The following is a 19,671-nucleotide window of genomic DNA, read 5'->3' as shown; positions in this document are numbered from 1 at the left end:
AGGAGGACCACATGTGGTTGACCGGAGCGACCGTCGTCGACGGCACGGGGCGCGATCCGCGGCCCGGCACGGCCGTCCACGTCGAGGACGGCCGCATCGTCGCGGTGGGCGGCCGGCCGCCCCAGGGTGCCGAGGTGCTCGACTGCTCGGGCGGGTTGACGATCGTCCCCGGTCTCATCGACGCCCACGTCCACCTCGGCCTGTCCAGCCCGATCGAGGCGAGCGTGTCGCGTCGGATCTCGGTCGCCGAGCTGGCCGCGGACATGTTCGCGAACTGCCGGCGGACCCTCGACGCGGGGTTCACGACGGTCCGGGACACCGGCGGGGTGGACGGGGGGCTCGCCGGCGTCGTCGCGTCCGGCAAGATCCCCGGGCCGCGCATCATCCAGTGCGGCCCGTTGCTCTGCCAGACCGGCGGCCACGGTCACCTCGGTCAGGAGTGGGAGCCCGCGACCGACTGGGCCGGCCACGAGGTACCCGGGCTGCGCGCGCTCTCGCTGCTCTGCGACGGTCCCGACGGCCTGCGCCACGGCGCCCGGGAGGCGTTCCGCCGCGGGGCGCAGTTCCTCAAGCTGTGCGTCACCGGCGGAGTCGTGTCCCGGCACGACAAGCTCACCGACACCCAGTTCGACGTCGCCGAGATCGCCGCAGCGGTGGCCGAGGCGACCGCGCGGGGCACCTACGTCACGGTGCACGCGCACAACAACATCGGCATCCGCAACGCCGTCGCCGCCGGGGCCCGGTGCGTCGAGCACGGCTCCCAGATCGACGAGGAGACCGCGGCCCTGATGGCGGCGCACGACGTCGCGCACGTGCCGACGCTGGCCGTCGTCCACGCGTTGCTCGACGACGCCGCCGCGACCGGGCTGGCGGCCGACATCGGCGACCGGGTGGGCGTCGCACTGCAGGGGCAGATCGACGCGATCCACGCGTCCCGGGAGGCCGGGGTCCGCATCGGGTCCGGTTCCGACCTGATCGGCCCGGAGCAGGACGACCGCGGCCGCGAGCTGGTGCTCCGCTCGGCCGTCGAGACGCCGATGGACGCGCTGGTCTCGGCCACCCGGACGAACGCCGACATCCTCGGGATCGGCGACGAGGTCGGCACCGTCGAGCCGGGCAAGCGGGCCGATCTCGTGGCGTTCCGCGGCGACCCGCTCGCGACCCCGGAGCTGTTCGCCGACCGGGACGCGGTCGTGCTGGTCGTGCAGGACGGCCGGGTCGTGCGGGACACGCGCTGACCGCTCCGGTTCCCCGAGGGACGTCCGGTGTTCCAGCAGCTCCCGGTGCCGGTGGCGCTCACCGGTCCGGCGGGTCCGTCGTCACCGTGCCCGTCTCGCGCGGCCTCCGGACGGATCGCCTCGGACGGGATCGGTGAACGAGACCGGTGTGCCGGTGGCGTGGGCGTAGGCGATCTCCCGGCTCGTGGACTCACCGACGTACCCACCCGGGTTGACGACCAGGACCCGGTCGGCGAGATCGATCTTGCGCAGGTGGAGGGCGCCCAGCGCGGCCTTCTGCTCGCCGGTGATCGAGCCGTCCGCCGGGTGGCCCCCGGCGGGCGGGACGACGCACGGCGCGACGACGATCGCTCCGGCGACCGTCAGTTCACGGTTCGCCGCGCTCAGCTCGTCGGCGAACCGGGTGGATCCACAGATGCAGACGATCTCGGGTCGGGGGGACGGGCCGTGGCCGCCCGGGTCCAGCGGGCTCACGGGCGTCGCGCGGCGAGTCTGTCCTGCAGCCGGGCGTGCCGGAACTGGTAGGACGCACCGGCCTGGCGCAGCACACCGCGGCTGTGCGCGTCGTCGAGGAAACCCATCAGCCGCACGGGGGTGTGGCCGCGCAGGCCGAGCCACAGCCGGCTGACGACGAACGATCCCCACGCCCTGGACACGAACACCGCCATCCCGACACCCAGCCCGAACAGGACGCCGACGAGGACCGGGACGTGCGGGGCGTGGTCGAGCGCGAACACCTGGCCGCCCACGACGGCGCAGGCGATCCCGTACCCGACCGCCCCCCAGACCCCGAGCAGGAACTGGCCGAACACCGCCCCGGCCAGGCCCCCGGCGGCGGCGATGCCGAGGTCGAACAGCCCGCCGAGCACCAGGAAGTACTGGTCCTCCGAGGTGTAGACGTAGGCCAGCCCGTAGAACAGGCCCAGTGACACCGCCAGCGTGACGGTGAACGAGAGACCCGCCAGCCGGTCGCTGCGCAGCACGGTCCGCGGATCGGACACCCGTTCCACGTCGACCGGACGGTCCAGCCACGCGTAGGTCCCGGTGCTGAGGCCGAACACGAGCGCGATCGCGGCGATCGCCGTGGCGTGCAGGGTCCACGCCACGCCCAGCGTCGTGCCGATCCCGGCCCCGACGAGGAACCTCCTGACGAAACGGGCGGCGGTCGCCCGGAACCGCAGCTCGACGGCGACCGGTCCCGGGCGACGCCCGCAGGCGTGGGCGACGCTGCCGCCGACGGCGAAGGAGAGGCCGTAGACGAGCCCGACGCGCGGACCGCCGGCCACCCAGCCCGCGACGGCGAACAGCAGGGCGGGCAGGACACCGAGCAGCACGGCGTACGGGATCCGGGGGACGGCGCGGTCGAGCTGCCACCACAGGAGATCCCGGGTGCGCCGGGCGTGCAGGGTCCTGGCGAGGAAGGTCAGCCAGGCCTCCGCCCGCCCGGGGTCGTGCCGCGGGTCGGCCGGGGCGGTGCTCCGCCGGGCCGGTGGCTCGGGCCGCCGGGTGTAGACGGTCGGCAGGTAGGCGTCGAGCAGGTGCTCCTCGATCGCCCCGCGGTCGTCGGACTCGGCGGCATCGAGGAGCCCGGCGGGGTCGGCGCTCGGGTGGGAGTAGGTCGTCCGCGCCAGGTAGACCATCAGCGGGGTGCGCAGGGCCTTGGCGAGCGGGCCGTCCGGGTTACCCGTCAGGTGCTCGACGACGGGGTGCCACCGGTGCGCGCCCAGCCGTTCGCGCCCGGTGAGGAAGGCGACGGCGGCATCGGGCCCGACCGGGTCCACCTCGATCACGGCGGCGCTGGACAGCAGGGCGCCGGAGGTGTGGACGGCCCGTTCGTAGGCGTCGGCGCGGCAGGTGACCACGACCGGGCGATCGCTGGTGAGCGTCCGGTCGAGCGCGTCGATCGCGGCGGCGTGCAGCTCGGGTGCGATCTCGTCCAGCCCGTCGAGCACCGGCATGACGCGCCGCTGCAGGACGAGGGCGGTCGCCGCGTCCGGCCCGTACCGGGCGGCGTTGGACAGGCCCGGGTGGTCCTCGCGCAGCCGGCGTGCGAACCAGGCGTCCAGGTGCTCGACGGCCGGGTTCCAGGACGCGACCGGGAGCAGCACCGGGACCGGGTCGTCGTCGCGCCGGCCGTCGAGCAGCTCCAGGGTCAGCAGGATGGCGATGACGGACTTGCCTGCTCCGGCCTCGCCCAGCACCACGAGCTGTCGCGCCGGGAGTTCGCGGAACCGGGTGCTCAGCGTGCTCAGGTCCCCCTGGAACGCGGGGTCGGCCGTGGCCACCGCGGCGACCGGCCGGTGGGTGCTCGACCAGGTGAGGTGCACCGGCCTGGGCTGGCGCAGCGAGCGCGTCTCCGTCTCGGCGCGCCACTGGCGGGTGATCGCGTCGGTGAGTTCCCGCGCCGCCCGGTCGAGTCCGGCCGGTTGCGGTTCCGGTTCCGGGGTCGGTCCCGGTGCCGGCCCGGGTTCCTGCGCCGGGTCCACGGCCGGGCCGGTCCCGTCCGCACCGGTCAGGATGCGCTGGTGCAGCGCCACGATCGCCGGTCCGGGGTCGAGCCCGAGTTCGTCGGCGAGCCGGTGCCGGAGCTGCTGGAAGGTCGCGATCGCCTCCGCCTGCCGCCCGTCGCCGGCGAACGCGGTCATCAGCTGGCCGTGGGTCCGCTCGCGCAGCGGGTGCTCCGCGGCGACCTCGGCGATCTCGGCGAGCGCGGCCCGGTGCTCCCCGAGGGCGAACCGCCAGTCGGTGCACTGCTCGATGGCGAGGAGCCGGTCCTCGTCCCAGCGCGCCGCCCGGCCGGACAGTGCCGGTGAGCCGAGCCCGTCGAGGGCGGGCCCACGCCAGAGCGCCAGCGCCGTCCGGCACTCGGCGACGGCGTCGGCCGGCGACCCCGCGGCGGCGAGCCGGGCGGCGGCCTCGACCCCGCGGCGGAAGCGGTGCGCGTCGATCTGGTCGTCGGCGACGTCGATCCGGTACCCCGGCCCGTCGGTGACGATGACCTCGCCCGCCGTGTCGCCGAGGCGCCCCCGCAGCGAGGAGACGCAGTTCTGCACCTGCTTGACGGCGGTGGCCGGCGGGTCCTCCGCCCAGACGGCGTCGACCAGCCGGGGCAGCGGGACGACCGTGCGCGGCGCCATCAGGAGCGCGGCCAGCACGCGCTGGTGCCGGGGGCTCGGGAGGGCGATCCGCTCGTCGTCGCGCCGGACCTCCAGCGCCCCGAGTACCCGGAAGTCCACGCCGCGCAGCACCTCCCGATCCGGGTCCGGACGGATCATACCTACGCTTTGCGACACCTCCGGCCGGGTCGGTCGTCGCCGGGAGGACCACGTGATGACGCGATGATGACAGGCCCCGGTGATGATCTCGGTGGTGGATCGGCCGGTGGTGGGGAGCGACCGGAGGTTCACCGAGGGGGCGGGTGCGGCCCCCGGCGCCGGACCCGTCCGGTAACCGCGCACCGATCGCTTCGAGGGGTGGCGATCGGTGCACGGCCGGCCGCGGCACTCCTGCACGGAAGGCCCGGGGATGATCGCGACGTCCGCGTTCCGGGTCCCGATCGGCCTACGGGATCGTGCGGATCCGGGTCGAGTAGCTTTCTCGCGGTGGCGGGCTCTGCCGGAATGGGCGGAGGTCGTCCGGACCATCGAGAGAGGACGCCCCTGTGGAGAAGTGACACCTCGGCCGTCAGGGTCTGAGTCTTTCGGCCATCGGATACGGCGCGATGGGCACGGTGATGTCGTTCGGCCCGTCGAACGACTCTGACTCCGTCGCCGCGATCCGCCATGCGCACGACCTGGGCGTGACGCATTTCGACACCGCGGAGCTCTACGGCTGGGGTGCCGGGGAGAGGCTGCTCGGCGCCGCGCTGGCCCCGGTGCGCGACGAGGTCACCATCGCCACCAAGTTCGGCTTCCGGCAGCCCGACTTCGGCCTCGACTCCCGGCCCGAGCACATCCGTGAGGTCGTCGACGCGAGCCTGCGCAACCTCGGCGTCGACGTCATCGACGTCCTCTAGCAGCACCAGCCCGATCCGGAGGTGCCGGTCGAGGAGGTCGCCGGGGCGGTGAAGGAACTCGTCGACGCCGGCAAGGTCCGCCATCTCGGGCTGTCGAACACCGACGCCGACGGCGTCCGCCGGGCCCACGCCGTCCACCCCGTCTCCGTCCTGCAGGCCGAGTACTCCATCTTCGCCCGGGAGACCGAGCACCTGCTGCCGACCCTGGAGGAGCTGGGAATCGGACTCGTGGCCCATTCCCCGATCGCGCGGGGTTTCCTCAGCGGGTCGGTGCGCCCCCGCAGTGTCCTCGCCGCGGACGACATCCGGCAGAACTCCGGATGGTGGGCGCCGGAGAACTTCGACGCCAATGTCGACATGCAGCGCGCCCTCGCGGAACTCGCCGCAGATAAGGGTGTGGGGCTGTCCACTCTCGCCATCGCGTGGGTACTGGCACAACGCGACTACATCGTCCCCATCCCCGGTTCCCGTGACAGCGGCCGGGTCGCGGAGAACGTCGCCGCCGCGGAACTCGTCCTCACCGGGGCCGACCTCGCACGGATCGCCGGGATCGCACCCGACGGCGCCCGCGGCCCCCGGTTCGCCTGGTCCGCGTCGCACCTCGGGCCGCTGCGCCATCGCCGCATCGGCTCAGGACGGGGCCGTGACCCCCGTCCGCAGGTCCGCACCGCGGGTCTCCGGGATCGCCCGCAGGATCACCGGCAGCCCGATCAGGGCCAGCGCGGTGGCGTAGTAGGCGGGGGAGAGCAGGCTGCCGGTCGCGTCCACGAGCGCCTGGCTGACCAGCGGCGCGGTCCCGGCGAACACGGCGTAGGCCACGTTGTAGGGCAGCGCCATACCGCTGAACCGGACCTGCGCGGGCAGCATCTCCAGTACCGCCATCGCCCCGATGCCGAGCAGCGAGACGACCAGGAGCAGCGCGAGCATCGCGACGACGACCGCGGCCAGGTTGCGGGTGCCGATCAGCAGGTAGGCGGGGATCACCACGACCACGGCCATGACGGCCCCGGTCCGCAGCAGTGGGCGACGCCCGACGCGGTCGGCCAGCGCGCCGAACACCGGGCCGATCATCGCCGCGAACAGGGTCAGGCCGGTGATGATCGTCAGGGCGGTGCTCGACGCGATCCCCGCGGCCTGCCCGAGGTAGGTGGGCATGTAGCCGAGGAACATGTGGGTGACCACACCGAGCACGCCGAAGTAGCAGAGCAGCACGAGCAGCGTGCGCCAGTGCCCGCGCACCAGCGCACCGAACCCGATGCCGCGGGGCGTGCCCTTCTCGGCGAGCTCGGTGAACACCGGCGTCTCGTCCACCCCGAGCCGCAGCAGCAGCCCGACCAGCGACAGCAGCCCGCCGAAGACGAAGGTCCACCGCCATCCGCCGGCGGCGAACGCGTCCCCGGCCACGGCCTGGAAGACGACGATGGTCAGGGTCGCGCCGGTGACCCCGAGCATCGTCGAGCTGCCGACGACGGCCACCCACAGCGCGCGCCGCCGTGGCGGGGCGTGCTCCAGGCCGAAGGTCATCGCGCCGGTGTACTCCCCGCCGGCGGAGAACCCCTGCGCCATCCGGAACACCAGCAGCAGGATCGGTGCGGCCACCCCGATGCTCGACCAGCCCGGCAGGAGCCCGATGGCCGCGGTCGCCAGCCCCATCAGCAGCACCGACATGCTCAGCGCGGTGCGCCGGCCCATGCGGTCACCGATCCGGCCGAACACGACGGCCCCGGCCGGCCGGGCGACGAACGCGACGCCGTAGATCGCGAACGTGGCCAGCAGCGCCCCCGAGCTGCCCGGCGGGAAGAACGTCGCGGCGATCACCACCGCGGAGAAGCCGTAGAGGGTGAAGTCGAACCACTCCACGAAGTTCCCCGACGCCCCGGCCAGCATGATCCTCGCCGGCGAGCGCCGGGCGGGTGCCGTCGTCCGGTCGTCGTGCCCGGACACCACTTCAGCCATCACGTGCCTCCCGGCAGGTACCCCGTCGTCCCTGTCGTCAGAGGATCGCCGCGTGACCGGGGGCGTGGGCAGCGTCCGGTGTCACGGATTCCCGTCCGCCGCTACGACAGATGTCGCCCCGGACCGCCGTTCGAGCGCCTCGCGTACCTCGGAGCAGTGCTCGACGGCGACCGCGAGGAACGCCGCGAGGGTGGGGGAGCCGTCGTCGGTCCGGGTGACGAGGCAGAGGTCCGGCAGCCGCAGCGCCGGCCGCACCTCCAGCACGGTGGTCTCGGTGCGGGAGACCCCGCGGGCACAGGACGGCAGCAGCCCGACGCCGACCCCGCAGGCGGCGAGCCCGGCGATGGTGTGGACGTCGCGGGCCAGCGTCGTCGCGAGGGTGGGGCTGCGCCCGTCGAGCACCGCGGCGAGCGCGCCGACCGTGCCGGGTTCGTCCTCGTCCGAGGTCGTGACCAGCGGCGCGGACCGGAGCTGGTCCACGGTGACCGCCGGCCGCGTGGCGAACGGGTGCCCGCGGTGGCAGACCGCGACGAGCTGGTCCCGGCCGACCGGGATCGAGGTCAGCTGCTCGGCGCCGCGGCCGCGCGGGGCACCGCGGGACACCGCCACGTCGATCTCGCCGGCGAGCAGGGCCGCGGTGCTGCGGGTGCTCGCCAGCTCCGAGCACCGCAGCTCGACCGCACCGTGGGTGGCGCGGAAGCGGGCGAGCAGCGGGGGCAGCAGCTGGACCAGCGCCGAGCCCACGAACGCCAGGCGCAGGACGCCGCTCTGCCCGCGCGCGGCCCGGCGGGCGTCCTCGGCACCGGCCTCGACCTGCTCGAGGACGCGGCGGGCGTGCGCGATCCACACCTCGCCGGCCGCGGTCGGGACCACGCCACCGGGCCGGCGGTCGAACAGGGTGGTGCCCAGCTCGCGCTCCAGGGCCGCGATCTGACGCGACAGCGGGGGCTGGGCGATGCCGAGACCGCGGGCCGCCCGGCCGAAGTGCCGGTGTTCGGCCAGCGCGAGCGCGTAGCGCAGGTGGCGGAGCTCCACGGCCGGACGGTAGCCGACCCGCCGATACCGTGCAGGTATCGGCGCTGCTCGGATCCGGCATCGGGGCGGCGGAGCGGCGGCCGGACCGGTCCGATGGGGGCATGGCTGTTCTCAAGACCTATGCACGCGTGTTCGTCGACGATCTCGATGCGGCGCTCGGCCCGCTCGAGCAGGTGTACGGCCGGCCCGCCGATCTGCGGTTCCGGTTCGAGGAGGCGGAGCTGGCCGCGGTGGGCGACGTCCTGCTCGTCGCCGGGGACCCGGCCGCCTACCGGCAGGGGATCGGGCCGCTCGTGGTCGACGACGTCGACGCGACCGTGTCCGCGCTGGTGGAGCGGGGTGCGGAGATCCGGAGCGAGTTCACCGCGGCGACCGGGCGCGGCGCGTACGTGCACCACGACGGGGTCACCGTCGAGTACCTGCAGTGGGACGACGCGATCCTGGAGCGGGTACTGGGCCCGCGATGACCGGCCGCCCGACAGGTGTCCGAGCAGTGCCGCCGCATCCTCGACACCTGTCGGGTCTCCTGCTCCCGGGGGCGTCCTAGGCTCGGCCTGATGACCTGAACGGAGCGTGCTGCATGACCGACCCGGGGCGCCCGCCGACGTACGCCGCGCCCGACGGCCCGTACCCGGTGGGGACCCGGGAGGGCGGGACGGTCGACACCGTCCGCCCCGTCCTGCGTCCGGCCGACGCCGCCGGACGCCGCCTGCCGGTACGGGTCTGGTACCCCGCGGAGCCGTCCGGTGCGCGGTCCCGCGACTACGCCGCGGGCGACGAGACCGCGGTGCTGCGGGCGGCGCTCGCCGCGACCGGGGCCCCGGCCGACTGGGCGGCGTGGCTGGCCGCCGTGCGGACGTACGGGGTGGAGGGGGCGCCGCCCGCCCCCGGCCGGTTCCCCACGGTGGTGTTCTCGCACGGGGCGCTGGGCTGGGTCACCCAGAACACGCCGCTCATGGAGCACCTGGCCGCGCATGGCCACGTCGTCTGGTCGGTCGGGCACCCCGGCGAGGCCGGCGCGCTGCGCCACCTCGACGGCGAGCTGGTCGAGCACGACGCCCACTTCCGCGAGACGTTCGTCGCCATGCCCGGACGGCCCGGCTACCGGGACAAGCTCACCGGCGACGTCGCGACCCGGTTCGCGGCGACCCCCGGGTTCCTCGACGAGCACGGCATGGGCCCGTGGGCCCGGCGCTGGGTCGACGACCTGCGCGCGGTGATCGACGCGCTGGCCGCGGACGCGATCGACGGGCCGGCGGGGGAGATCACCGCGCACGGCGACCTCGGCCGCCTCGGCACGCTGGGCATGTCGTTCGGGGCCGCCGCGGCCGCGTCCACCGCGCAGCAGGACGAGCGGGTGCGGGTCGCGGTGAACCTCGACGGCGGCCAGTGGCTGTCGGACCTGTTCGACACCGACGTCCGGGTCCCCCTGCTGCACCTGTCGAGCGACCTGGGAGCCCAGTTCGCGGCGATGGGCCTGCCGGACGTGACGGCGATCGACGCCGACGAGTTCTTCTTCGAACCCCGGCGCACCGCCGGCACCCGGTCCGACGTGCACCGGATCTGCGTCGCCGGGGTGACCCACCTGGAGCTGACCGACGTCGTCCTGCTCCCGCCGCCGGACCGGGCCCGGGTGCTGCCCGGCGGCGGCACCGTGCGGTCGCAGCGGACGGTCGACCTGGTCAACGCGTTCGTCCGGGGCCACCTGGGCCGGGTGCTCGGCGACCCGGACCCCGGCTTCCCCGGTCCCCAGCTCGCCCGGTTCCCGGAGGCGCGCCGGGTCGACCTCACCGCCGTCCGTCAGTCCGCACCCACCCAGGAGGGTCACCGATGACCGTTGGGGACACGACGACCTCGCCCGTCGACGACCTCGGCAACACCTACCTCGAGCTGGCCGCCGCGGCGGACCCGTTCTTCGCCACGAGCTTCGGGCTCCCCGGCCACGACGACCGGGTGCAGGACGTCTCCGCCGCGGCCCGGGCCGAGTTCGGCCGCCGGACGGCCGATCTCCGGGACCGGGCCGCCGCGCTCGACCCGGACGCCCTCGACGACACCGGGCGGGCCTCCCGGGCCCTGGTCGTGCACGACGCCGGGGCCGCGGCCGAGGCGGTCGCGGCCCGGACGACGGAGTGGCAGCTGGGCGGGCTGGTCGGGCCGGTGTCCACGGTGCTCGGCGTCTGCCCCAAGGTCGTGCTGAGCGACCCGCGCCGGGCCGCCGACTACGCGGCCCGCTGCGCCACGCTCCCCGGCTACCTCGACGCGTCCGTCGCCGCGCTGCGCCGCGGCCTGGCCGACGGCCTGGTGACGAGCCGCCAGGGCGTGCGGTCGGCCGTCGGCACGATCGAGGGCTACCTGGCGAGCCCGGCCTCGGCCGACCCGCTGCTCGCCCCGCTGGGCGCCCCGGCCGCAGCCGGGGTCGCGGCGGCCGTCGAGACGGCGGTGGCCGACGGCGTCCGCCCGGCACTGGCCCGGCTGCGCGACATGCTCCGCGACGAGCTGCTGCCCGCCGCCCTGCCGGACGAGGCGTGCGGGGTGGGCAACCTGCCGGGCGGCCCGGAGATCTACGACCGGCTGGTCGCCCGGCACACGACGACCGCGCGGACGGCCGCGGACCTGCACGAGACCGGGCTGCGCCTGGCCGAGCAGCTGCGCGAGGAGTTCCGCGAGCTGGGATCGAGGGTGCTCGGCACCAGTGACGCCGACGAGGTCCGGCGCCGGCTGCGCGAGGACCCCGCCGTGCGCTACGGCAGCGCCGCGGAGATCCTCGCCGACGCCCGCGAGGCGCAGCGCCGGGCCGAGGAGGCCGTGCCGGACTGGTTCGGGCGCCGGCACCGCATCCCGTGCGACATCGAGCCGATGAACGACGCCGAGGCCGCCACCTCCGCCCTGGGCTACTACCAGCCCCCGGCCGGTGACGGCAGCCGCCCGGGGCGGTGCTGGCTCAACACGTCCGCGCCCGGGACCCGGTTCCGGCACGAGACCGAGTCGCTGACCTTCCACGAGACCGTCCCCGGGCACCACATGCAGTTCGCGGTCGCCCGCGAGCTGGGCGGCCTGCCCGCCTACCGGCGCTTCGCCTACGTCACCGCCTACGGCGAGGGCTGGGGTCTCTACACCGAACGCCTCGCCGACGAGATGGGTCTCTACTCCACCGATCTCGCACGGTTCGGGATGGTCTCGTTCGACGCCTGGCGGGCGGCGCGGCTCGTCGTCGACACCGGGCTGCACGCCTTCGGCTGGTCGCGGCAGCGGGCGATCGACTACATGGTCGACCACACCGCGCTGGACCGTCACGCGATCGTCCCCGAGGTCGACCGCTACATCAGCATGCCGGGGCAGGCGCTGGCGTACATGACCGGCCGGCTGGAGATCGTCCGGCTGCGCGAGCACGCCCGGGACGCGCTCGGAGCGGGATTCGACCTCCGTGGGTTCCACGACACGGTGCTCGGCAGCGGCTCCGTCCCGCTGTCCCAGCTCGCCGACGACGTCGAGCGGTGGATCGCGGCGCCGGCCGCCGGATGACCGGGCCCGCGCCGACGGCGGCGGAGCGGGCGGCACCACGGCAGACTGACCCCTCGGACGGTGGCTGGCGGAGAGGGGCGGCAGGCATGCAGGAGGAGCTGCGGGCGGTGGCCGAGGGGCTGGCCGCGCGGTTGCGCCGCGCCGTCGCGATCGACGACCCCGAGATCCGGCTGCTCGTGCACACCGCCCACGACGAGGACGTCGACGACTACCGCGTCCAGTCCGTGCTCGAACGCCAGGGGCCACCGGACATCGTCGAGTACGTGCGGAGCCTGGGCATCGCGACCTCCGACGGGCCGGTGCGGATCCCGGGGATGCCCGGGCGCGGGATGCTCGGACGCGCGTGCGTCCCGATCCGCTGCGACCGCCAGCTGCTCGGATACCTGTGGCTGATCGACGACGCCGGGACGCTCACCGACGGCGAGCTGCGCCTGGCCGCCGACGCCGCCGCGGCCGCCGGCCAGCTCCTGCACCGCCAGCAGCTCCTCGGCAGCCTGCGCGACAGCCGCGACCGGGAGCTGCTGCGGGACCTGGTGTCGGACAACGAGTCCGTCCGCACGCACGCCGCCGCCGAGCTGGCCAGGGCCGACGTGCTGCCGGCCGACGGCCAGGTCGTCGCGATCGGCGTGCGGATCGGGGAGGAGGTCCTCGCCGCCGTCGACGGTGCCGCGACCGAGCTGGATCTCGCGCTGCAGCGCGGCGTGCGGCACCTGGTCCCGCTCTGTCCGCTGGCGATGAGCCGCTCCGGCGGGCACGGCACGGTGCTCGTCGCCGACCGCAGGCTGCCGCCCGCGGCCACGGTGCGGTCGCACGCCGAGGAGCTGCAGTCGTCACTGGCCAGGGCGCTGGACAGCGACGACGTGCGGGTCGGCATCGGCCCCGTCGTGGCCGGCCTCCCCGCCGCCCACCGGTCGGCCGCGGCGGTCGAGGACGTCCTGCGGGTCACCGACGTCGTCCCGGGGTTCGGTCCCGTGGTGTCCTACGAGGAGCTGGGCATCTACCGGCTGCTGGTGCACCTGCCGATCGACGAGCTGCCGGTCGACGCCGTACCGGCCGGCCTGCGGACGCTGATGGAACGCGACACCGGCGGCCAGCTCGTCGAGACCCTGGAGACCTATCTCGACGAGGCGGGGGACGCCCGGGCCAGCGTGGCCCGGCTGCACGTGCACCGGGGCACGCTGTACTACCGGCTGTCCCGGATCGAGGAGATCTCGGGGATGCGCCTCGGTTCCGGCGGCGACCGGCTGGCACTGCACCTCGGGCTCAAGCTCGCCCGGCTGATCGGCCCGCCGGCCCGTCCGTGAGGGGGCTCAGCCCATCACGGTCCCGCTGGAGTCCGGGTTCAGCTCACGACGGCGGGAGAACGCCCCGAGATCGACGGTGAGCCCGGTGTGCTCGCCGCGGTACCCGACCGGATCGGCGTCGTGGTCGTGGCCGTTCTCCACGGCCGTGACGATCGCGGCCAGGAAACGACCGGCGACCGGCGCGTTCTTGAACTGGTTCCCGCTGGTCCCGATGGCGACGTAGAAGCCGTCCAGCTCCGTCCGGTCGTAGATCGGGGCCCAGTCGGTCGACACGTCGTACACCCCCGCGACGCCGCGCGGCCGGGGCGGCACGGCCAGCTCCCCGAAGCGCCGGGCGGCCCGGGTGACCTGGGCGTCGAACACCGCCGCGGTCGGGTTCGGGTCGGCGTCGTCGGGGTCGTCGAGCCACTGCAGCGGGTCGCACTCGGGTTCGGTGCCGCCCACGTAGAAGGTGCCGCCGGGGGCGCTGCGCAGGTAGGTGCCCAGATCCAGGTCGGCGACGACCGGGCCGGGGTGGTCGCCGTCGTCGTAACCGGGGGGTGTCGACACGGCGTGCACCTCCTGGCGCAACGGCCGGGTCGTCACGGAGAAGTCGGCACCGACCCCGGCGATCCGGTTGAGCTGTGCCGACCACGGCCCGGCGACGTTGACGACGACCGGCGCGTCGATCCGTTCCCCGCTGGCCAGGTCGACGCCGGCGACCCGGTCGCCGGCCCGGCGCACGGCCGTCACCCCGTCCCGGAACACGAACCTGGCCCCGGCGGCCCTGGCGGCGTCGGCGAGGTCGACCGCGGCGCGCATCGGGTCGTCGATCCAGCCGGCGTCCGGGGTCCACACCCCGCCGATCCGGCCGTCGGCGTCGGCCCAGAACGCGTCGTCGTCGAGCCTCCTGGGGGGCCAGAACCGGCCCGGGTCGAGTCCGGGCACCCGGCGCGCCAGCTCGGCGGGGTCCCACACCTCGTAGGGGACGCCGGCGCGGTCGAACAGCGGCAGCACCCGGTCCCGCGGCGCCACGTCGACGTCGAGGAAGACCATCCCGGTCCGCCGGAACCGCGCGGTCCCGCCGGTGCCGGCGGGCAGGCCGAGGTGCTCCGGCCAGGACTCCCAGCAGTGCCGGGCCTCCCACGCCGCGGCGACCCCGGGGAACGTCGAGTAGTTGAACCGGACGACGGCGCTCGACGCGCTCGTCGAGCCCTGGCCCGGCCCGGGGAGCCGGTCGACGACGACGACCCGCAGGCCGGCGCGGGAGAGTTCGAGGGCCGTCGAGGAGCCGATCACGCCGGCTCCGACGACGACGGCGTCCGCGGTGAGAGTCACCGTGTCATGGTCGCGCCCGGGCCGGTCCGGCCGGGATCGTCACCCGTCGAACAACCCGGACCCCGGGCGCGACACCTGTTCATCCGTCCCGGACGGTCAGGCCGGGGCCGGGCCGTCCGGTGCGACGTCCACCAGCACCTTGCCGACCGCGCCGCCCTCGACCGCCCGGTGCGCCTCCGGGGCGCGGTCGAGGGGGAAGCGCAGCAGCGGCAGGCCGTGCTCCTCGCCCACCGGCAGCGCGCCGTCCCGCACCGCGGCGGCGACGTCCGCGGCCCCGGCGGCCAGCGCCCCGGGACCGACGGTGTAGAGCACCAGGAACTGGAAACGCGTGTTCAGCGTCATGTTCTGCCGGACGTCCAGCCCGACCGGGCGGGCACCGTCGTTGGCGTAGGTCGCGATCGTGCCGCGGGTCCGCAGGACGGCCAGGTCCAGTGCGAGGTTCGCGCCGAGCGCCACCTCGGCGACGATGTCGACGCCGTCCGGGGCGATCCCGCGGATCTCCGCCGCGGGGTCGCCCTCCCGGTAGTTGACCACGTGGTGCGCCCCGGCGGCGGTGGCCAGCCGCGCCTTGTCCGGCCCGCTGACCGTGCTGACGACGGTGGCCCCGGCCCAGCGGGCGAGCTGGATCGCCGCGTGCCCGACCGCACCGGCCCCGCCCGCGGCGAGCACGACCCTCCCGTCCAGCGCGCCCGGTCCGAGGCGGCGGGGCCCGTCCTCGGCGACGGTGAGGGCACGGTGCGCGGTGAGCGCGGGGACGCCGAGCGCCGCGCCCAGCTCGAACCCCGCCCCGTCGGGCAGCGGCACGGTCAGCTCGGCGGGCACGACGGCGAACTCGGCCGCGGTGCCGGTCGGCCGTCCGGCCGCGGCCATGAACAACCAGACGCGCTCACCGACCCGGCCGTGGTCGACACCCGGTCCGACGGCGTCGACCGTGCCCGCGCCGTCGAGGTGCGGGACGACCTCGGGGAAGGGCATGACGGAGCCGGTGTCCGCGCGGGACTTCCAGTCGGTCGGGTTGATCCCGGACACGGAGATCCGGACCCGGACCTCGCCGGGGCCGGGTTCGGGGAGGTCGCGGTCGACGAGCCGGAGCACGTCGGCGTCGCCCTTGTCGCGGTAGACGATCGCTCTCATCCCCCCAGTCTGGACGGTGCCGCGGTACGGGGCGCGACGACGGCGTCCGACGGGTGTCGCACCGCCGGTGGCAGATCGGCGACGGCCGGCGGTGGAGCCGGGACCGGCCGGGCGGGGATCGTGACCGGCGAGTGTGGACCGACGGAGGGAGCACCCATGACGGCGAGGACGACGGTGACCGGCACGGCCCGCTACGAGGAGGTCCTGGAGTACCTGCGTGCGGTGCACGAACCGGGGTTCGGCAGGCCCTCGGACCTGCGTGAGCTGCACGTGAGCGCCGACGGGCTGCGCACCGTGGTGACCGCGAGCGTCCCGGGTGGGTTCGACGGGGTGGCACCCACCGCGCTGTTCACCGCGGACGACGGCGCGCTCCGCCGGATCTCGGCGGCCGGGTGCTCGGCCCGGGGCGCCCGGTTCTCCCCGGACGGGCACACGCTGGCTTTCCTGGCCGACCGGGCGGAGCCCGGGGTGTTCGGGCTGCACCTGCTGGCGGACGACCGGCTGGGGGAGGCGGAGGGGACACCGCCGGTGCCCGGCACGGTCGAGTACCTGCACTGGTCCCCGGACGGGCGGCGGATCCTGCTCGGTGTCGCCGGACTCGGTGCCGAGCTGTCCGGCGGGCAGGGCTCGGGGGTCAATCTCGCCGGGTCCGCCGACGCTCCGGCATGGGCCCCGCGGGTCGAGGGCGGGACACCCGGCGAGGCGTGGCGCAGCCTGTGGTCGTTCACCCCGGCCACCGGCGCGCTGGATCGGCTCACCCCGGAGGGACTGAACTGCTGGGAGGCCGGCTGGTGCGGCTCGGACCGGGTCGTGGCCGTCACCTCCGGCGGCCCGGGCGAGGACGACTGGTACGGCGCGGAGCTGAGCGTCGTCGGTGCCGACGACGGCTCGGTCCGGACGCTGCTGCGCAGCGCGGTGCAGCTCGGGTGGCCGGCCGGCTCACCGGACGGCCGGTGGATCGCGGTGGCCGAGGCGGTGTGCAGCGACCGCTGGGTGGTCGCCGGGGACCTCCTGCTCGTCGACACCGGGTCGGGTGCGGTCCGGCGGGTCGACACCCGGGGCGTCGACGTGACCCGGCTGCAGTGGATCGACGACGCCCGGCTCGGCTACCTGGGCCTGCGCCGCCTGGAGTCGGTGGCCGGCGTCCTTCCGGTCCCCGACGGCCCCGACGGCCCCGTGACCGAGGTCGTCGCCTCCGCGACCGCGCGCGGCGGCAGCACCTTCCATCCCGACGGTGCGTTCACCGCCGACGGCCGGGTGTGCACGATCGAGGAGTCCTACGGGCTGCCGCAGCAGGTCGTCCTGTCCGGGCCGGACGGCGACCGGGTGCTGGCGTCGGTCGCGCACCCGGGCACCGGCCACCTGCGCTCGGTCGGCGGCACGGCCCGGCCGGTCACCTGGGACGCCCCCGACGGCACCGAGATCGACGGCATCCTCTGCACTCCCGGCGGCGACGGCCCGTTCCCGCTGGTCGTGAACATCCACGGTGGGCCGATCTGGGCGTTCCGCGAGACCTGGTCGATGCGCGCGCAGTGGGTGCCGCTGCTGGTGTCGCGCGGGTACGCGGTGCTCAACCCCAACCCGCGCGGCAGCAGCGGCCGCGGGCAGGACTTCGCCGGACTGGTGGTGGGGGACATGGGCGGGGCCGACACCCACGACTACCTCTCCGGCATCGACGCGCTCGTCGCGCGCGGTGTCGCCGACGGCAGCCGGGTCGGCCTGATCGGCGGGAGCTACGGCGGGTACATGTCGTCCTGGCTGGTCACCCGGGACCGGCGGTTCGCCGCCGCCGTCCCGGTCTCGCCGGTCACCGACTGGTAGAGCCAGAGCTTCACCAGCAACATCGCCGCCTGGGGCAACCGGTTCCTCGACGCCGACCCGGAGCAGCACGGCACCAGGGCCCACACCCGCAGCCCGGTGCTGCACGCCAGCGCCGTCCGCACCCCGTGCCTGAACGTGGCAGGTGCGCTGGACAACTGCACCCCGCCCGGGCAGGCCCTCGAGTTCCACCGGGCGCTGCGCGCGCACGGGGTCGAGTCGGAGCTGGTGATCTACCCGCAGGAGGGACACGGGGTGCGGTCCTGGCCCGCGCAGATCGACTTCCTGACCCGGGTGGTGGACTGGTTCGGGCGGCACATGCCGGCCGGGTGACGCGGATCCACGAAAGAAGTTGTTGACACAACGATCGGTATGGCATCGACTGTGCGTGGGCAAGATCCCGTGGTCCCCGATCGGAGTGCAGATGCGAATTCCCCGGCTTCTCAGAACGGCCGGCGCCGTCGTGACCGTGGTGGTGGTGACTGCGTGCGCGGCGCAGGCATCCCCGGACGATCCGGCGCAGCAGGTCACCCCGATCGGTGCGGACGTCCTCGGCTCCTACTCGGCCGACGACGAGCAGAGCCGGCGCGTCCTGCAGATCCTGCAGGGCAGTTCCCGCTACCTCGCCGGACCGTGGTTCGACGAGACCTACCCGGCCGCGGAGGCCGACGCCCCCGTGGACCTCGGCGGCAACAAGGAAGCGAACGTCCGCTACCCCGCGATGACGGCGATGACCGTCGCGACCGCGCTCAGCCTCGACGTGTACGACCCGAAGGACCTGCCGGTGGAGGAGGCGACCGGCCGGGTGGTCTCGCTCGTGCGGGCCCTGGCCACGCAGCACCGGGCGAACAGCAGTGAGCCCGACGCCTGGGGCAAGCAGTGGCAGTCCGCCCTGTGGGCCTACTACGGCGGCGCGGCGGCCTGGATGGTGTGGGACGAGCTGGCCGAACCCGACCGTGCCGCCGTCGTCGCCATGCTGACCTCCGAGGCCGACGTGCTGACCTCGGGCGACGACATGTACCTCACCGCGGACGCGAACCTCGACCGTGGCGACCGGGAGAAGCTCTTCAGCAACGGCCGGGACGGCCGGCCGGTCGAGGGGGGCGAGGCCGGTGACAGCAAGTCCGAGGAGAACAGCTGGAGCGCCGCGCTGCTGGGGCTGAACGCCGCCATGCTGCCGGAGGCGCCGGGAGCACCGGGGTGGCAGGAGCGCAACAACGAACTGCTCGTGGCCGCCGCCGCGCGCCCGGCCGACCTCGCCGCCCAGGAGCCGCTCAGCGGCATCCAGCCGTCGACCTGGTTGCAGGGCTCCAACATCGACGACGACGGCGTCGTACGCAACCACCAGTTGATCCACCCGATCTACATGGTGGCGTTCGACCAGAGTCTCTACCAGGGCGCCATCTCCGCCCTGGGCGGGAAGTGCGCTCCGAAGGCCGCCCAGCACAACATCCCGCTCGTCTACCAGGCGCTGGTCGACCGGAAGTTCGACGACCCGGCCTCCGGTGCACAGAAGACGATCTACACGCCCGGCGCGCCTGACGTCTTCTACCCGGAGGGCAACGACTGGGGCTCCCCGGCCGGCTTCCCGTTCTACTTCGGCAACTTCGACGCCCTGGTCTCCCTGTACGGGCTCGACGGTGAGGCGTCGGTCCCGGCGAGCGAGTGGGAGGCTCTGCACAACGAGGCGCAGCTCGCCATGCAGGCGAGGTCCACCGACGGCCGTACCTACCTCGGCCCGCTGGAGGGCCCGGCGGCGGAGAACACCTACAAGGGTCGCGAGCAGCGCATCGGTGTGATGGCGGCGCAGACCTTCCTGTCGGTGTGGATGGTGCGCAAGTCCGGTGGCCCCACGGTCTGCTGGGAGTGATCCGGCGCCCCCGCCCGGCTCCGTTTCACCCCTCCGGGCGGGGGTAGCCATCTCCTGACAACCGGTGGCCGGAGGATGGAGAGAGCACATGGCTGAGCACGTGGCCGCGGTCTGGGTACCCGTCACCGACATGGCGCGGGCGACGGCGTTCTACCGGGACGTCCTCGGGCTGGACCTGACCATGGAGAGCCCGGACTGGACCGAGTTCGACGCGGGCGGTCTGACGATCGGGCTCAACGGCCGCGAGACCGCGGAGCTGGCCGACCACGGCGGCGCCGTCATCTCCTTCCGCCCGGAGACCAGCATCGAGGACGCCCTCGACGACCTGTCCCGGCGCGGCGGGCACGTCCAGGGCGAGATCAGCGAGCACTCGTGGGGGCGGATCTTCCCGTTCCGCGACACCGAGGGCAACGACCTGCAGTTCTACACCCCACCTGCCGGCTGACGGCGGCGGTGCACCTC

At 74.7% G+C, this 19,671-nt stretch carries 13 protein-coding genes and 2 pseudogenes; 9 read left to right on the top strand and 6 right to left on the bottom strand.

From position 1 onward, the window contains the following. Nucleotides 1–11 precede the first annotated feature (11 nt). Complete coding sequence (locus AFB00_RS27555) at nt 12–1,238, top strand: metal-dependent hydrolase family protein (protein WP_068799599.1); 1,227 nt, start codon at nt 12–14, stop codon at nt 1,236–1,238. 81 nt (nt 1,239–1,319) lie between these two features. On the opposite strand, the gene AFB00_RS27550 is transcribed toward AFB00_RS27555, so the two are convergent. Both AFB00_RS27550 and AFB00_RS27545 read right to left on the bottom strand, forming a co-directional pair. Then, nucleotides 1,320–1,712 (bottom strand): hypothetical protein, encoded by a 393-nt coding sequence (locus AFB00_RS27550; RefSeq protein ID WP_231974104.1) that lies wholly within the window; start codon nt 1,710–1,712, stop codon nt 1,320–1,322. Then, nucleotides 1,709–4,513: a BTAD domain-containing putative transcriptional regulator gene (locus AFB00_RS27545; RefSeq protein WP_231974103.1), complete on the bottom strand. Its 2,805-nt coding sequence runs from the start codon at nt 4,511–4,513 to the stop codon at nt 1,709–1,711. Before AFB00_RS27545 ends, AFB00_RS27550 begins: the two co-directional genes overlap by 4 nt. 446 nt (nt 4,514–4,959) lie before the next feature. On the opposite strand from AFB00_RS27545, the pseudogene AFB00_RS35210 reads away from it, so the two are divergent. Continuing rightward, nucleotides 4,960–5,745, top strand: a pseudogene (locus tag AFB00_RS35210) (aldo/keto reductase); the annotation flags it as partial. Nucleotides 5,746–5,883: 138 nt separating this feature from the next. On the opposite strand, the gene AFB00_RS27530 reads toward AFB00_RS35210, so the two are convergent. Both AFB00_RS27530 and AFB00_RS27525 read right to left on the bottom strand, forming a co-directional pair. Further along, complete coding sequence (locus tag AFB00_RS27530) at nt 5,884–7,209, bottom strand: MFS transporter (RefSeq protein WP_068799596.1); 1,326 nt, start codon at nt 7,207–7,209, stop codon at nt 5,884–5,886. 81 nt (nt 7,210–7,290) lie between these two features. Beyond that, nucleotides 7,291–8,244 (bottom strand): LysR family transcriptional regulator, encoded by a 954-nt coding sequence (locus AFB00_RS27525; protein ID WP_068799595.1) that lies wholly within the window; start codon nt 8,242–8,244, stop codon nt 7,291–7,293. A gap of 101 nt (nt 8,245–8,345) precedes the next feature. Between AFB00_RS27525 and AFB00_RS27520 the strand changes: the two genes are divergently transcribed. The 4 genes from AFB00_RS27520 (at nt 8,346) to AFB00_RS27505 (ending at nt 13,070) form a co-directional block, all read left to right on the top strand. Beyond that, nucleotides 8,346–8,711, top strand: coding sequence for a glyoxalase/bleomycin resistance/dioxygenase family protein (locus tag AFB00_RS27520; protein ID WP_068800735.1), 366 nt, complete (start codon nt 8,346–8,348; stop codon nt 8,709–8,711). 113 nt (nt 8,712–8,824) lie between these two features. Next, the gene (locus tag AFB00_RS27515) at nt 8,825–10,078 is read left to right on the top strand and encodes an alpha/beta hydrolase (protein WP_068799594.1); all 1,254 of its coding nucleotides are present in this window, start codon (nt 8,825–8,827) and stop codon (nt 10,076–10,078) included. Next, a complete protein-coding gene (locus AFB00_RS27510; RefSeq protein ID WP_083275870.1) occupies nt 10,075–11,766 on the top strand; it encodes a DUF885 domain-containing protein in 1,692 nt (563 codons plus the stop codon). The genes AFB00_RS27515 and AFB00_RS27510 overlap by 4 nt, the downstream gene beginning before the upstream one ends. 86 nt (nt 11,767–11,852) lie before the next feature. Next, a complete protein-coding gene (locus AFB00_RS27505; protein WP_197519680.1) occupies nt 11,853–13,070 on the top strand; it encodes a PucR family transcriptional regulator in 1,218 nt (405 codons plus the stop codon). 6 nt (nt 13,071–13,076) lie between these two features. Here AFB00_RS27505 and AFB00_RS27500 read toward each other — a convergent pair whose 3' ends face one another. Together AFB00_RS27500 and AFB00_RS27495 are read right to left on the bottom strand one after the other, a co-directional pair. Next, entirely contained in the window at nt 13,077–14,387 is a 1,311-nt protein-coding gene (locus AFB00_RS27500) for an NAD(P)/FAD-dependent oxidoreductase (RefSeq protein ID WP_068799592.1), read from the bottom strand. A 96-nt stretch (nt 14,388–14,483) separates the two neighbouring features. Continuing rightward, nucleotides 14,484–15,521, bottom strand: a complete 1,038-nt coding sequence (locus tag AFB00_RS27495) for an NADPH:quinone reductase (protein WP_068799591.1) — start codon at nt 15,519–15,521, stop codon at nt 14,484–14,486. A 156-nt stretch (nt 15,522–15,677) separates the two neighbouring features. Between AFB00_RS27495 and AFB00_RS35890 the strand changes: the two are divergent. From AFB00_RS35890 to AFB00_RS27475, 3 genes and pseudogenes are all read left to right on the top strand, one after another. Further along, nucleotides 15,678–17,672, top strand: a pseudogene (locus AFB00_RS35890) (prolyl oligopeptidase family serine peptidase). A gap of 145 nt (nt 17,673–17,817) precedes the next feature. Continuing rightward, nucleotides 17,818–19,209, top strand: a complete 1,392-nt coding sequence (locus tag AFB00_RS27480; RefSeq protein WP_156819742.1) for a hypothetical protein — start codon at nt 17,818–17,820, stop codon at nt 19,207–19,209. Nucleotides 19,210–19,297: 88 nt separating this feature from the next. Beyond that, nucleotides 19,298–19,654 (top strand): VOC family protein, encoded by a 357-nt coding sequence (locus AFB00_RS27475; protein ID WP_068799588.1) that lies wholly within the window; start codon nt 19,298–19,300, stop codon nt 19,652–19,654. The last annotated feature ends 17 nt before the right edge of the window (nt 19,655–19,671 follow it).

It is taken from the genome of Pseudonocardia sp. HH130630-07 (genome assembly GCF_001698125.1).
Taxonomy (GTDB): domain Bacteria; phylum Actinomycetota; class Actinomycetes; order Mycobacteriales; family Pseudonocardiaceae; genus Pseudonocardia.
The sequence above is the reverse complement of the archived record's forward strand: the minus strand, read 5'-3'. Positions and strand labels throughout refer to the sequence as shown.

Coding starts and splice junctions, on each gene's coding strand:
- AFB00_RS27495 (WP_068799591.1), bottom strand. CDS start 15,521: ATGAGAGCGATCGTCTACCGCGACAAGGGCGACGCCGACGTGCTCCGG.
- AFB00_RS27555 (WP_068799599.1), top strand. CDS start 12: ATGTGGTTGACCGGAGCGACCGTCGTCGACGGCACGGGGCGCGATCCG.
- AFB00_RS27530 (WP_068799596.1), bottom strand. CDS start 7,209: ATGGCTGAAGTGGTGTCCGGGCACGACGACCGGACGACGGCACCCGCC.
- AFB00_RS27475 (WP_068799588.1), top strand. CDS start 19,298: ATGGCTGAGCACGTGGCCGCGGTCTGGGTACCCGTCACCGACATGGCG.
- AFB00_RS27545 (WP_231974103.1), bottom strand. CDS start 4,513: ATGATCCGTCCGGACCCGGATCGGGAGGTGCTGCGCGGCGTGGACTTC.
- AFB00_RS27515 (WP_068799594.1), top strand. CDS start 8,825: ATGACCGACCCGGGGCGCCCGCCGACGTACGCCGCGCCCGACGGCCCG.
- AFB00_RS27510 (WP_083275870.1), top strand. CDS start 10,075: ATGACCGTTGGGGACACGACGACCTCGCCCGTCGACGACCTCGGCAAC.
- AFB00_RS27505 (WP_197519680.1), top strand. CDS start 11,853: ATGCAGGAGGAGCTGCGGGCGGTGGCCGAGGGGCTGGCCGCGCGGTTG.
- AFB00_RS27520 (WP_068800735.1), top strand. CDS start 8,346: ATGGCTGTTCTCAAGACCTATGCACGCGTGTTCGTCGACGATCTCGAT.